Origin of the sequence: Streptomyces sp. NPDC046197 (genome assembly GCF_040646295.1) — a bacterium.
Lineage (GTDB): Bacteria > Actinomycetota > Actinomycetes > Streptomycetales > Streptomycetaceae > Streptomyces.
Genome location: NZ_JBEYZY010000011.1, coordinates 55329 through 68981 on the forward strand (window position 1 = coordinate 55329; position 13653 = coordinate 68981).

General features: G+C 73.2%; 11 protein-coding genes. 2 read left to right on the forward strand and 9 right to left on the reverse strand.

Features of this window, described 5'->3' with window-relative positions; genetic code table 11:
- A partial coding sequence (locus AB0A61_RS17465) for an FAD-dependent oxidoreductase (RefSeq protein WP_361292551.1) occupies window positions 1-1539 on the reverse strand: 1539 nt, incomplete at its 3' end.
- Between the two features lie 173 nt (window positions 1540-1712).
- Between AB0A61_RS17465 and AB0A61_RS17470 the strand changes: the two genes are divergently transcribed.
- Window positions 1713-2669, forward strand: a complete 957-nt coding sequence (locus AB0A61_RS17470; RefSeq protein ID WP_361292553.1) for an LLM class F420-dependent oxidoreductase — start codon at window positions 1713-1715, stop codon at window positions 2667-2669.
- A 143-nt stretch (window positions 2670-2812) separates the two neighbouring features.
- Here the strand turns inward: AB0A61_RS17470 and AB0A61_RS17475 are convergent, their stop codons facing one another.
- Window positions 2813-3298, reverse strand: a complete 486-nt coding sequence (locus AB0A61_RS17475; protein ID WP_361292555.1) for a phage holin family protein — start codon at window positions 3296-3298, stop codon at window positions 2813-2815.
- Window positions 3299-3420: 122 nt separating this feature from the next.
- Between AB0A61_RS17475 and AB0A61_RS17480 the strand changes: the two genes are divergently transcribed.
- Window positions 3421-3765 (forward strand): VOC family protein, encoded by a 345-nt coding sequence (locus AB0A61_RS17480; protein WP_361292557.1) that lies wholly within the window; start codon window positions 3421-3423, stop codon window positions 3763-3765.
- Window positions 3766-3818: 53 nt separating this feature from the next.
- Here AB0A61_RS17480 and AB0A61_RS17485 read toward each other — a convergent pair whose 3' ends face one another.
- From AB0A61_RS17485 to AB0A61_RS17515, 7 genes are all read right to left on the reverse strand, one after another.
- Window positions 3819-5783 carry a DUF5107 domain-containing protein gene (locus AB0A61_RS17485; protein WP_361292559.1) on the reverse strand — a complete coding sequence of 655 codons (1965 nt, stop codon included), beginning with the start codon at window positions 5781-5783 and terminating at the stop codon, window positions 3819-3821.
- Window positions 5784-5930: 147 nt separating this feature from the next.
- Window positions 5931-6482 carry a GNAT family protein gene (locus AB0A61_RS17490; protein WP_361292561.1) on the reverse strand — a complete coding sequence of 184 codons (552 nt, stop codon included), beginning with the start codon at window positions 6480-6482 and terminating at the stop codon, window positions 5931-5933.
- A 34-nt stretch (window positions 6483-6516) separates the two neighbouring features.
- Window positions 6517-8304, reverse strand: a complete 1788-nt coding sequence (locus AB0A61_RS17495) for a CocE/NonD family hydrolase (protein WP_361292563.1) — start codon at window positions 8302-8304, stop codon at window positions 6517-6519.
- A 209-nt stretch (window positions 8305-8513) separates the two neighbouring features.
- The gene (locus AB0A61_RS17500; protein WP_361292565.1) at window positions 8514-9464 is read right to left on the reverse strand and encodes an LD-carboxypeptidase; all 951 of its coding nucleotides are present in this window, start codon (window positions 9462-9464) and stop codon (window positions 8514-8516) included.
- Window positions 9464-11482 carry an LpqB family beta-propeller domain-containing protein gene (locus tag AB0A61_RS17505; protein WP_361292567.1) on the reverse strand — a complete coding sequence of 673 codons (2019 nt, stop codon included), beginning with the start codon at window positions 11480-11482 and terminating at the stop codon, window positions 9464-9466. Before AB0A61_RS17505 ends, AB0A61_RS17500 begins: the two co-directional genes overlap by 1 nt.
- A gap of 4 nt (window positions 11483-11486) precedes the next feature.
- A complete protein-coding gene (locus AB0A61_RS17510) occupies window positions 11487-12791 on the reverse strand; it encodes a M20/M25/M40 family metallo-hydrolase (protein ID WP_361292569.1) in 1305 nt (434 codons plus the stop codon).
- Window positions 12784-13617 (reverse strand): M55 family metallopeptidase, encoded by an 834-nt coding sequence (locus AB0A61_RS17515; protein ID WP_361292571.1) that lies wholly within the window; start codon window positions 13615-13617, stop codon window positions 12784-12786. The genes AB0A61_RS17510 and AB0A61_RS17515 overlap by 8 nt, the downstream gene beginning before the upstream one ends.
- Between the last annotated feature and the right edge of the window lie 36 nt (window positions 13618-13653).

A 13653-nucleotide genomic window follows, 5' to 3' on the forward strand; every position in this document is an offset into this window, starting at 1 on the left:
GTTCTTGGCGGGCCCGGGACCCGGCCGATCGCGCGCCGGCTCGGGGCCGGCCTGGTTCTTGGCTGGCTCGGGGCCGGGCTGGTTCTTCGCGGGCTCGGGACCCGGCTGGTTCTTGGCGGGCCCGGGACCCGGCCGATCGCGCGCCGGCTCGGGGCCGGCCTGGTTCTTGGCTGGCTCGGGGCCGGGCTGGTTCTTCGCGGGCTCAGGGCCCGGCTGGTTCTTCGCCGGTTCCGGGGCCCCGGGGGACCGGACCAGTTCCGGCGACGCCGTGTCCAGGGGCACCGACCAGGACCGTACGAGGCCCAACTGGACGGCCTGGCGGGGCAGTACCCACTCCAGCAGCCAGTCGGAGGCGACCCGGACGCGGTTGCCGGGCATCGCCGCGAGGTGGTAACCACGGGCGACCGCGCTCGCCGGCGGCCCGGACAGGGGGACGCCGAGCGGGTTGGCGGCGGCCTGCACCCCGCCGAGGTCCACGACGAAGCCCAGGTCCCGGTGGTGGTAGGGGCGCCGTTCTCCGACGCCGAGCGAGGCGACGACGTTGTGCGCGGCGACCTTGCCGTGCCGCCAGGCGTGCTGGGCGGTCATCGGCGTGTACTGGCCGGGGTTGTTCAGATCGGGCACGGCGGCCGCGTCGCCGCACGCGAACACCTCGGGCCGGCCCGGTACCTGCAGGTAGGGGTCGACGATGAGCCGCCCGCGCTCCAGGGGCTGGCCGGTGTTCTCCACCAGCGGGTCCGGCCGTACGCCGACGCACCAGGCGAGCGTGCGGGTCGGCACGAACTCGCCGTCGGTCAGCAGCACCCCGTCGTGCGTGGCCTCCTTCACGGACGTACGCATGCGGACGTCCACACCCCGCTGCCGCAGCACCCGCTCCGCGGTGGCCGACAGCCGCTCGTCCATCTCGGGCATGACGCGCCGCGCGATGTCGAGGAGCATCCAGCGCGGCCGCACCCCGTGGAGCAGCGCATGCTTCCGCACCAGTTCGTCGGTGAACAGCTGCCCGTGCGCGGCGACCTCGGTGCCGGTGTAGCCGGCGCCCACCACCACGAAGGTGCAGCGGGCGGAGCAGCTGTCGCGGTCGTCCTCGGCGGCCGCCAGCTCCACCTGCCGGATGATGTGATCCCGCAGGTAGAGCGCCTCGGGCAGCCCGCGGAAACCGTGCGCGTGCTCGGCGACACCGGGGATGGGCAGCAGCTTGTTGACGCTGCCCACGGCCAGCACCAGCCGGTCGTACGTCAGGGTGCCGCCCTTGCCCTCGGGGTCGGTGTAGCGCACGGTGCGCGCGTCCATGTCGATGCCGTCCGCCTCGCCGAGCACCAGGCGCACCTGGCGCAGCGTGCCGGCCAGGGAGACGGTGACCCGACGGGGCTCCAGGATGCCTGCGGCCACCTGGGGCAGCAGCGGCACGTACAGGAAGTAGTCGGTGGGGTTCAGCAGTGTGATGGCGGCCTTGTTCCGGGTCAGCCGGGACAGGGTCCGGGCCGTCCGGTACCCGGCGAAGCCGGCACCGACTATCACGATGCGGGGTCGACTCACGGTTCGCCTCCGGCGCTGTCACGTACCTCGTACCGAGATTTCCGCGTCCCCCCGGCCGGAGCGGCCAAACGTCCGCCCGGTGGGACGCAGGTGGCGGCGCCCCGCCGGTTTCCGAGGCGGCCCCCGGGTACTCGGACGGCGCCCCACCCGCCAGGTCTCGGAGGTATACGCCCATGCCCGAGTACGGCTACTTCCTGTCGTGCGAGGAGTTCGGTCCGGCCGACCTCGTCGAGCAGGCCAGGATGGCCGAGCAGGCCGGATTCCAAGCGCTCTGGATCTCGGACCACTACCACCCCTGGAACGACGACCAGGGTCAGAGTCCTTTCGTGTGGTCGGTGATCGGTGCGCTGTCCGAGGCCGTGTCCCTGCCCATCGAGACGGCCGTGACATGTCCGACCGTGCGGATCCACCCCGCGGTGGTGGCGCAGGCCGCCGCTACCAGCGCGGTGATGACGGGCGGAAGGTTCCGTCTCGGTGTCGGCACCGGCGAGGCCCTGAACGAGCACATCCTCGGCGACCGGTGGCCGCCCCTGCACGTGCGGCTGGAGATGCTGGAAGAAGCCGTCCAGGTGATGCGCCGGCTCTTCAGCGGTGAGGTGGTCAACCACCACGGCACGCACTACACCGTTGAGAACGCCCGCCTGTACACCGTCCCCGACGAGCCCGTCCCGATCGACATCTCCGGCTTCGGCCCGAAGTCGACGTCGCTCGCCGCACGCGTGGGCGACGGCTACGTCACGATCACGCCGCAGGACGACGCGGTCACCCGCTTCCGCAAGGGCGGTGGGGGCGCGAAACCCGTGAGCGGCGGCACCAAGGTCTGCTACGGGACCGACCGCGACGAGTGCGTGCGCACCGCGCACAGGCTCTGGTACAACGAGCAGCTGCCCGGCGAGATGGGCCAGGTACTGCCCTGCCCGCGTCACTTCGAGCAGCTCCGGCCGCTGGTCACCGAGGACATGGTGCGGGACAACGTGGTGTGCGGCGAGGACGTGGACCAGCACGTGGCCGCGCTCGCCGAGTTCGCCGACGCGGGCTTCGACCGCGTCTACGTCAACCAGATCGGCCCCGAGCAGCGCGCCTTCTTCGACTTCTACCGCACGAAGGTGCTGCCGCAGCTGCCGCAGTGAGAGCGGAACGGAAACGGACCCGCGGCACCTCGAGGGTGCCGCGGGTCCGCGTTGTCGAGCCCTGTCGCTGTACCTGGCCTTCTCCTCGTCGTCGGGCTCATTGTCGTTGTCGGGTCTGTCGACTTGTCGAGGGCGTGTCCGTGTCACGCCCGGTGGTGTGTCTCGGGGTCGATGTCCCCGGGCGTGCCGGTCGCACCGGGGGGCGCGGGCGGCACCGGCGGCACCGGCGGGTAGGGCGCGTGGCCCGGCCCTCCGGCACGCGCGGCGGGTGCGGCGCCGCTACGGGCGCGGTCCCGCTCGGCGGCGAGTGCCGCGGCGCCCTCTGTCGCCCCGGCTCCGGACGGCCGGGCGGCGCCGCGCAGCACGTAGGCCACGGCGCCCAGGATCGCGGCGGTGATCAGTGCGGCCGCCCAGCCGGGCAGACCGATCGCGAGGGCCAGGCCCAGGGCGAGCGCGAGGGCCGCGCCCGCGTACAGGGCGACGGCGCCGGACGCGGCGTACAGCATCGCCGTGCGGCGCTGCCGGCGAGTCTGCTCGCGCAGTTCGTCGCGCACCGTTTCGCGCGCCACCTGCGCCAGCTCGTCGACCAGTTGCTTGTCAAGATGCTCCAGGTGATCCAAGTGCTCCATGAGCCGCGGGTACCCGCACATGCGTGTGCATAACGGCGCCCAACGCCGGACGGGACCGGGCGGGACGATCGTTTGGAAACGATCTACTTCCCCGGCTGCCGACGCCAACTAGGCTCGTGCGCATGGAGATTCTCGGAGCCACGCTGCGCGTCTGCGTCGACGATCTGGAGACCGCGGTCCCCTTCTACGAACGCCTCGCGGGCGGCAGAGCCCTCCGTTTCGAACGCGGCGGCGTCCAGGTGGCCGCGGTCGGCTGCTTCCTGCTGATGAGCGGCCCCGAGGCCGAGCTGGAAGTGCTGCGCAAGGTGGCGGCGACGATCGCCGTGAAGGACGTCGAGGAGGCGCACCGGGTGCTGACCGAGCTCGGCGCCCGCGTCGTCGCCGGTCCGCTCGCGACACCGGCGGGCCGCAACCTGATCGCCGTGCATCCGGACGGGGCGATGTACGAGTACGTGGACCGGGGCTGAGCCGGGCGCCGGGGCCCTCACGAAAGGGCGCAGGGCCTCCGGGAAAAGGCCGCTCAGGCGGAGGGCGGTCGCATCCGGAACTCGTAGCGCTCCGGCAGTTCCCCGTCATCGGCCCGCTCCCAGACCCGGCTGATCCGTTCGTCCCCCTCCCGCAGGTCGGCGACCTCGAAGCCCGCGTCGAAGAGGGCCCGCGCGTCCTCTCGCCGCCCCTCGGCGAGCAGCAGCTCGGCCTCGATCAGCCGGAACCGGCCGCGCTCCCGGATCGGGGCGTGCAGCCGTTCCCACACGGCACGCGCCTGCGCCGGACGCCGGACCCGCAGCATCGCCTCGATCGCCTCGCGGCCGAGCGCGGCGGTGGCCGCCGTCCACTGCTCCCCCTGGTCGCGGCGCTCCTGGCACAGGTCGTCGAACGCCTCGGCGTAACGGTCGGCGGCCCGCTCGTGGTGCCCCGCCTCCTGGTCGGCGACGGCCAGACAGCGCAGCAACGGCCAGATCGACGGCGCGAGTCCGAGCGCCCGCTCCCAGCTGCGCACCGCCTGCGCCCGGTCGCCCGCGTGCCACTGGGCCACGCCGAGGTGGTACTCGGTGAGCGGGGTGGCGGGCGCCGTCTCCAGCATGTCCCGCCAGTGCGGGGCGACGAGTGTCTCGCCGGGCGGCCGGACCCGGCGCGGCTCCGGGAAGGAGCCGGAGCGCAGCAGCTCGCGCCAGGGTGCCTGGGCCTCGCCGAGGGTGGACTCGGGGAAGGGCGTGCCGGGCAGCTTCCAGCCGGCGCGCAGCACTTCGAGCGCGCCCCAGCCGGAGCCGGCGGCGAGGATCTCGCCGGGTTCGGCGTCGGCGCACGCCTTCCAGGCCTCGTAGGCGGCCTCGACACCGGCGCGCGGCAGGGCGGATTCCAGCCGTGCCTCGGTCCGCCGTACGACGCCGTGCCACTCCCCCTGGGGAGGCGGCGCGGTCAGCGGGCCGTACATCTCCAGCCAGGACACCTCGCTCTCCGCCTCCAGCCGTACGTGCTCCAGCTGGGTGCGGGCGAGGCCCGCCTGGATCTCGCAGTAGCCGCCGGTGCCGGGTTCGGTGAGCCACTCCTGCCAGCGCCGCCCGCCGGGTCCGGTGCCCCAGACGAACAGCTTGCGGCCGCGCAGCACGTCGGTCGACGTCTGCACGAGACCCTGGCCGCTGTCGTCCAGCGCGGCGATCCAGCGCCTGCGGCCGTCGGGCACCTCGTAGAAGTAGTCGGCCGGGTAGGTGCTGTTCAAGGGGTACGTGCGGTCGATGCGGTCGTGGGCCGGGACCGGCACCCGGTGCAGGTGGCGCTCGTAGCCGAAGTACCACGCCTCGTCGGCGGGGGCGAGCACCCGGCGCTCCTCGGGGACGGCGATGTTGGACCACCAGTAGGTCGGCACCGGCGTCTCGTGCGGATTGCGGATGCGGACGCCGACGTGGAGGAAGTCCGAGCCCTCCGGCAGCCACAGGTCGACCTGGAAGGGCAGGTCACGCAGCCGCTCCCACTCCCAAAGGCGCAGCATCTCGCCGCCGTCGGGGGCGGGGACGCGGGCGGCGTGCAGGGGCGAGCAGGACAGGGTGGTGTGGCCGGTGGCGCCGATGTTCCATTCGATGCCGCCGGAGAACCAGGCGCCGTTGAGGGCGAAGTTGGCGGGCTGGAACACCGGGTTGCGGTAGAGGAGTTCGCGGCCGGTGGGCTTGTGGACGAGGGAGGCGACGCGGCCGCCGAGGCCGGGCAGCACGGTGACGCGCAGCCGCTCGTTCTCCAGCACGAGGGCGTCGATCCGGTGTGGTGCGCGCGCTCTGCCGTAGCCGTCGCGGACGCGCACCGGCAGCAGGCTGTGCAGCGGTGCGTGTCCGAGCTGCCGGGCCATGTCGCGCGGCAGGTCCAGCTTGTCCCGGTCCTCGATGCGGTGAACCTCGTCGAGCGGCCGCAGCGGGGGCAGCGGGTTGTCCGGCCCCAGCGGCGCGGCGGGCAGCGTCAGTACCTCACGTCGGATCGTCGTCACGATGACCATGGAAGCCGGTCACCGGTGAGCTGACCAGGGGCGCCGCCGGTCAGGATTGCGCAAAGGCGTCCCCGGCGGCGCTGCGGGACCTCGGCTGCGGCTCCCCGCAGCCGAGGTCGACCGGCAGGGCCGCGCCCGGTGACGGCGCGATGAAGATCAGCCGGAAGTCCGCATCTCGGCGGTGATCGCCCATCGCTCGTGGTCCCGCCAGGCCCCGTCGATGTAGAGCATGTCCGGCGAGAAGCCCTCCAGGCGGAAGCCGCAGCTGCGGGCGAGCGCGATGGAGGCGGTGTTGCCCGGCTGCACGTTGATCTCCAGCCGGTGCAGCCGCATCGGGCCGAAGGCGTGGCCGACGACGAGACCGAGGCCCTCGCGCATCAGCCCCCGCCCGGCGGCGTGCGCGAAGGCGCCGTAGCCCAGGGCGCCGGAGAGGAAGGCGCCCTCGACGATGTTGTTGATGTTGATGTATCCGGCGATCGCCCCGCCGTCCTTCTCGCAGACCAGGAATCCGGCCTTCGTCGGGTCCTCGATCAGCCGTGCCGCATAGGCGGTGTACGCCTCGGCGGTGGCCGGCGGGAACAGCCACGGGTGGTGCAGATCCTTGCTCTCCCGGACCCGGGCGGTGAACTCGGCGCCGTCCTCGTGGGTGAAGTGGCGTATGCCCACGCGGGGGCCCTCGGCGAGAAAGCGGGATGCGGTGTGCGGCATCCCGCCACCCTACGCGGGACCCGGCCCCGCCACCTCACCGTCGGGCTCGGCCGTCCACCACCGGCAGTTGAAGCACCCCGGTGTCGCCGGGCGCGCTGATCACCGTGACCGGTTTGACGCCCCGGTTGCCGAAGTAGGCGTCGTCACTTGCGGCGATCACGAAACGCAGCCGGTGGCCCTGTGGGTACCGGTGCACGATCCCCGGCAGGGTCACCGTGAAGGTCCGGGTCGCGTCGGGCACCCGGACGGGTGCGACCAGGCCGTGCACGAGTGTCTGGGTGCCGTCGGGCGCGACGTCGTACAGCTTGGCGAACAGGACGAGCCGGTCGGCGGCGTTCCCGGAGCCCTGTGTCCGCTCCGCCTCCGGCGAGACGACGCGGAGCGTGGCCCGGGGCGCGCCGGCCACGTCGACGGCGGCCCCGAACGGCGCGCCGGTCCAGGCGAGGTAGGTGCCTCGGGTGTCGTACGGCGCCGGGGCCGGCAGGCCGGCCCCGGTGGCCGCTGCGTTCTCCGAATGGCTGGTGGGGTTCGGCCCGTTGGTGTAGGTCCGGCTGCCGCGCACGACGTCCCCGGGGTGGCCGACGAGCCTTCCGTCGCCGGAGAGGTACAGCGTGCGGGTGAGCGCGGGAAGACGGTCGGCCGTCGCGTAGGTGCTGTTCGGGTCGGTGACCCAGTCCCGGTAGTAGGCGAACTCGGGGCCGGTGCCGACGCTCTGCCCGCGCAGGTAGCGGTCGAACCAGGCGAGGACGCGCCTGCCGACATAGCTGGTCTCCAGGTTGTCCCGGCTCAGGTCGAGTTCACCGGGTGCGGGGGCGGTGAGTCCGCTGCTGTGCCCCCCGGCCTGCCAGATGAGCTTCACGGGGGTGCGCCGGGCCTTGAGCGTCCGGTACGTGGCGGTCGCCTCGTTGAGGTTGAACAGGCTGTCGGCCTGGCCCTGGACCAGCAGGGTGGGTGCCTGGACGCGGTCGAGGTACGACATCGGCGAGACGCTGTGCTCGTAGGCCAGCAGCCGGGCGGTCCGGTCCGCCGGGTAGCTGCCTGAGTTGAGGGTGCGCACCATGTCGCAGGCCCCGGTCACGAAGTGCAGACAGGTGAGGGAGTTGATGCGGGCGGGGTCGAGGTTCGACGCCACCGGGGGCCGGCCCTCGCCGACGAGGTAGAAGCCGTTGGTCCACTGCCATTTGAAGACGCCGGGCACGTCGCCGCGGCCGACGGCGCCGGGGGCGAGCGAGTAGGCCAGGTCGTTCCAGGTGATCATCGGGACCAGCGCGTCGACGCGGTGGTCGACGGCGGCCGTGGCCAGCTGGACGGCGCCGCCGTACGAGCCGCCGATCATGCCGAGGCGCGGGTCGCCGGGGCCGTCGCGGGTGACGAAGTCGGCACGGGTGCCGTCGTCGGCGGCCCGCTTGCCGGCCAGGAAGTCGACCAGCTGCGAGGCGGCGCGGCCGTCGATCTCCGGGGCGTCGAGGGAGATCAGGCAGCCGGACTTGCCGAAGCCGAGGCCCGAGTATACGAGTGAGACGTAGCCGCGCCGGGCGAAGGCCCTGCCGACGGCGTCCGTCGCACCCTCGTTCTTGCTGCCGCCGAAGCCGTTGGTGGCGATCACGGCGGGCGCGGGGTGGGCATGGTTCACGTCGGCGGGCCGGTACAGGTCGGCGTCGATGGTGCAGGTGCGCTCACCCGCACGGACGGTGAACTTCAGGGGTGTGACGGTGTAGGGGCCGGTGGCGGCCGCGGGGGCGGTGAGCGTGAGGGGTGTGGCGAGTGCGGCGCCGAGGGCGAGGGACAGCGCGGCGCGGGATCTGGGGACACGACGGGACACGGGACCTCCACACTGAGGACAACGCGACTTACCGACCAGTAAGTACTGGCCGTTTGTCATGTTGTGACACGTGTCAGAAAGCGTCAATCACCGCTACGGGGGTTTCGTGACGGCATTTCAGTGAAGTGCGCGGCGGCTGCCCTGGCGGCGCGCCCCGGTGAAGGGACGAGTCGGCGCAGGGCCCGCCCGGGGCACGGCGCACGGCCCGCTCAGCGCAGGGCCGGCTCGTCCAGCGTCAGGGTGCCCGCGTCCGCGTCGAGTTCGGCGGCGGCTCCGAAGGGAAGTGTCAACGCCCCCTCGCAGTGCCCGAATCCGAACTCCTCGACCACGGGGACACCGAGGCCGCCGAGCCGGTCGGCGAAGACGGGGCGCAGCATGTCGTAGGGACCGCACTCCTGCCACGACCCGAGGGCGATCCCTGCCACGCCGTCCAGCCAGCCGGCGCGCAGGAGCTGGGTCAGGATCCGGTCCACGCGGTACGGCTCCTCGCCCACGTCCTCCAGCAGCAGCAGTCCGCCGCGGGCGCCGGTGCGGGCATGGGGCGTAGCGAGTTCCGCCGCGAGCAGGCTCACGCAGCCGCCGAGCGTGACACCGCGCGCCCGGCCGGGGACGAGCGCGGTGCCGCCGGAGGTGATCGTGCGGACCTGCTCCGGGGCGAACAGGGTCGCCCTGAGGTGCGCCTGGGCCCGCTCGTTCTTGATGAAGTCGATGCCGGCCGCCATCGGCCCGTGCAGAGTGACCAGGCCGAGCCGGGTGGCGAACGCCTCGTGGAGTGCGGTGATGTCGCTGAAGCCGACGAAGACCTTCGGTCCGGCGGCCCGCATCGCCTCCCAGTCCAGCAGGTCGACGACGCGCTGCGCCCCGTACCCGCCACGGGCGCACAGCACGGCGTCGACGGCCGGGTCGCACCAGGCGCTCTGCAGGTCGGCGGCGCGGTCCGCGTCGGTGCCCGCCAGATAGCCGAAGGTGCCGTGCCGGTCGAGCACATGGGGCCCCACCACCGGGTCGAGGTCCCAGCCGCGCAGCACGTCCAGCCCGGCCTGCAGGCGCTCCTCGGGCACGGGCCCGCTGGGCGCCACGACGGCCACGCGGGCACCGGGGGCGAGCCGGGAGGGACGCAGGAGTGGCTTCACGGGGCGGGCTCCGGTATCGGTCGGCATCACTGGGCGGTCTCCGGTGTCAGCTCCAGCGTCGGTATCCCCGCCGGCTCCAGGCCGAAGACCTGCGCGTACAGGGACAGCTCGGCCTCCAGTGCACGGATCATCGTATCGGCCCTGCGGAATCCATGGCCCTCGCCCTCGAAGGCGAGGTAGGCGTGCGGCACCCGGAGGCCGTTCAGCCGGGCCAGGAACCGCTCGCACTGCACGGGCGGGCAGATCACGTCGTCCAGGCCCTGCAGCAGCAGGAAGGGCACCGTGATCCGGTCGGCGTGCTGGGTGGGTGAGCGCTCCGCGTACCGGGCGGGCACCTCGGCGAGCGGCCCGACCAGCGTCTCCAGGTACCGGGACTCGAAGTCGTGGGTCTCCCCCGAGGCCCAGGTGGCCAGATCGAGGATCGGGTAGATGATCGTGCCGCAGGCGTAGACGTCGGTGGCGGTCAGGGAGGCCGCCGCGGTCCAGCCGCCCGCGCTGCCGCCCCGGACGGCGAGCCGGGCGCGGTCGGCGGTGCCCTCCTCGGCGAGGGCCAGCGCCACGGCCGCACAGTCCTCGACGTCGACGACCCCCCACTGCTCGCGCAGCCGGTTGCGGTAATCCCGGCCGTGCCCGGTCGACCCGCCGTAGTTGACCTCCGCGACCCCGATGCCCCGCGAGGTGAAGTAGGCGATCTCCAGGTCGAGCACCAGCGGGGCCCGGCTGGTGGGGCCGCCGTGCGCCCACACGACGTACGGCGGCAGCTCTCCGCCCGGGGCCACGCACCCCGGGTTGTGGGGCGGGTAGATGTGGGCGTGGATCTCGCGGCCGTCCGGCCCGGTGAAGGTGCGGATCTGCGGCTCGGGGTAGTACGCCGGGTCGACCGGGTCGTCGTGGGCCGCCCCGATCACCCGGGCCCGGCCGGTGCGTGTGTTCAGCTCGACGACCTCGTAGGCGCTGCGCGGGCTGGCGCCGACCGCGACGACCCGCTCGCCGTGCGCCGCGAGCGTCGGCTCGAACTCGGTCCACGGGCCCGCCGCGTCGACCAGCTCGCCGGTCTCCGGGTCGAGGATGCCGAGGGCGGTGGCGCCGCGGCCGTGCACGACGGCGATCAGGCCGCTGTCCAGCGGAGCGAACCAGCGCTGGCCCAGCTTCCACAGCGGTCCGCCGAACTCCTCCTCACGCGGGCACAACGCACGGCTGCCCGGTCCGTCGGGTCCGTCCGGTCCGCCCACCGGCTCGCCGTCCCGGTACAGGTTCCACCAGCCGCTGCGGTCGCTCGCGTACAGCAGCGAGCCGTCGGCGGCCCACTCCACCTGGGCGATCGATTCCTCGGGGCCGCCCGCGACGGTCCGCGGGGCGCCGAGACGGCCGTCGGCGCCCACCTGCGCCAGCACGAGTTCGGTGCCGTCCCACGGCATCCGCGGATGGTCCCAGGCCAGCCAGGCCGCACGCTGTCCGTCGGGCGAAAGGCGCGGCCCGGTCACGAACCGGTGCCGCTCGCCGGTGAGTTCACGCACCGCGCTGCGGTCCTCGGCGGCCGAGCCGTCCAGCGGTACGGCGGCCGGCACGCGCCGTACGTCGGTGGCCCCGTCGCCGGTGAACTCCTCGAGGACGCACCAGACCTCCCCGAGCTCGGGCCGCAGCTGCGGATCCGCCCAGCGCAGTCCTCCGCCCACCGGGGAGACGGGGGTGAGCGGCTGCGGCTCGCCGCCGGGTTCGTAGCGGTACAGCCGCTGGTCGGCGAAGTTCACGAACACCACCAGCGGTGCGCCCTCCCGCACGACCCCGGTCCAGGGACGGCCGCCGTACTCGATGACGCGGCTGCGCACGTTCCACTGGCCGGACAGGACGGACTCCTGCGTACCGTCGGTACGCCGCCGCACCAGGGCACGGCGCCCGCCCTCGGCGGGCCGCGGCTCGGTCCACCACACCTCGTCGCCGACGAAGTCCACGAACTCGGGCCTCCCGTCGTGCGCGGCGGCGAGGGCCGCGTCGATGGGTGAGGGCCAGGAACCGTACGGCAGGATCTGCACGCTTTCCCCCATGTGTCTAGGCCGTCCGCAGGAAGCGGTCGAGGACGCGGACGCCGAAGTGGAGCGCCTCGACGGGGACGCGCTCGTCGACGCCGTGGAACATGGCGTGGTAGTCGAAGCCCTCCGGCAGCTTCAGGGGCGAGAACCCGTACCCGGTGATGCCGAGCCGCGAGAACTGCTTGGCGTCCGTGCCGCCCGGCATGCAGAACGGCACCACGTGCCCCTCGGGGGCGAACGCCTCGACGGCGGCCCGCATGGAGGCGAACGTCGCCGAGTCCACGGGCGCCTCGAGCGCCACCTCGCGGTGCTGGAACTCCCACTCCACGTCCGGTCCGGTCAGCCGGTCGAGGGTGACCCGGAACTCCTCCTCACCGCCGGGCAGATACCGCCCGTCGACATGGGCGACGGCCGCCCCCGGGACCACGTTGATCTTGTAACCGGCCTCGACCATGGTGGGGTTGGCGCTGTTGCGGATCGTCGCCTCGACGAGTCGGGCCGCCGGTCCGAGCTTCTCCAGCAGCGCGTCCACGTCCCTGAGGCCGGCATCCAGGCCGTAGAGGTCCGCGAGTTCGGTGAGGGCTGCGCGGACGGTCGGGGTGAGCCGCAGCGGCCACTCGTACTCGCCGATCCGGGCGATCGCACCCGCGAGCCGCGTCACCGCGTTCTCCCGGTTGACCCGGGAGCCGTGTCCGGCCCGGCCGCGTGCGCTCAGCCGGAGCCAGGCCGTGCCGCGTTCGCCGGCGGCCACGGGGTAGATCTGCCGGCCGGCACCGTCGTGGAAGGTGAACGCCCCGGACTCGCCGATGCCTTCGGTGCAGCCCTCGAACAGCGCGGCGTGCCGGTCGGCGAGGAACCCGGACCCGTCCCGGGCGCTGTCCTCCTCGTCGGCGGTGAAGGCGATCACCACGTCCCGCCGGGGCCGCACGCCCAGCCGGGCCCAGGAGCGGACCACGGCGAGGATCATCGCGTCCATGTCCTTCATGTCGACCGCGCCCCGGCCCCACACGACCCCATCGCGGACCTCGCCGGAGAACGGGTGCACGCTCCAGTCGTCGGCCTGCGCGGGGACCACGTCCAGGTGGCCGTGGACGAGCAGCGCGTCCGCCGACGGGTCGCTGCCCTCGACCCGGGCGACCACATTGGTCCGGCCGGGGACACGCTCCAGGAGCTGCGGCTCCAGGCCGGCGGCGGCCAGCTGCTCGGCGGCGTACTCGGCGGCCGGGCGCTCGCGGCAGTCACCGCCACCGAGGTTGGTGGTGTCGATGCGGATCAGGTCGGAGGTGAACCGGACGACCTCGTCCAGCGCCTGCGCGTCAGCCATACTGCTCCTCCACTGCGGCCGAGGCGATCGTGGTGACCGCCTTGAAGGTGCGGATCCCCTCGTACATGGTGGCGCTCGTGTACGCCACCCTGCGCTCCTTGGTACGAGCCACGCCGGGGACGACGGTGGCCGCCATGGCAAGGTGCTCGGCGTCGAACTCGAGCGAGACGGTGAAAGGGCCGCCGCTCACCGGCTCGTGACGGACCGCCAGCGGCGCGGCCTCCTTGGCGGCCGCGCGGATGTCGGCGGCGGTGCGGGCGGGTGTACGGCACACGGCCGCGTACCGGGAGACATGGTCCTTGACGGCGACCTTCAGCGCCTCGGGCGCGTACCCGAGGGCGTCCTCGCAGGCCACGTCGTCTCCGGTGACCAGGACGACGGGCACGCCGAACTCGGCCGCCACGTGCGCGTTGAGGAGTCCCTCGCTCGCCCGTACGTCGTTCAGCCACACCCCGGTGACGGAGTTGGCGAGGTAGGTGTGCGCGAGCACGCCCTCCATGCCGGCGCCCGCGTGGTAGCCGACGAAGGCGATGCCGTCCACGTCGCCGTGCTGCACGCCCTCCACCATGGACAGCGACTTGTGCCGGCCGGTGAGCATCTGTGCTCTGTCGTCCAGCCGCTCCAGGAGGAGGTTGCGCATGGTCCAGTGCGCCTCGTTGACGAGAACCTCGTCGGCGCCGCCGTCGAAGAAACCCAGCACGGCGGCGTTGACGTCCGAGGTGAACATCGCACGGCACCGCTCCCACTGGGGCGTCCCCGGCAGCACGTCGGCAGGCCAGGTCACACCGGTGGCGCCCTCCATGTCGGCGCTGATGAGGATCTTCATGCCGTCTCACGCTACGCGTTCGCACGGATTCGCGGC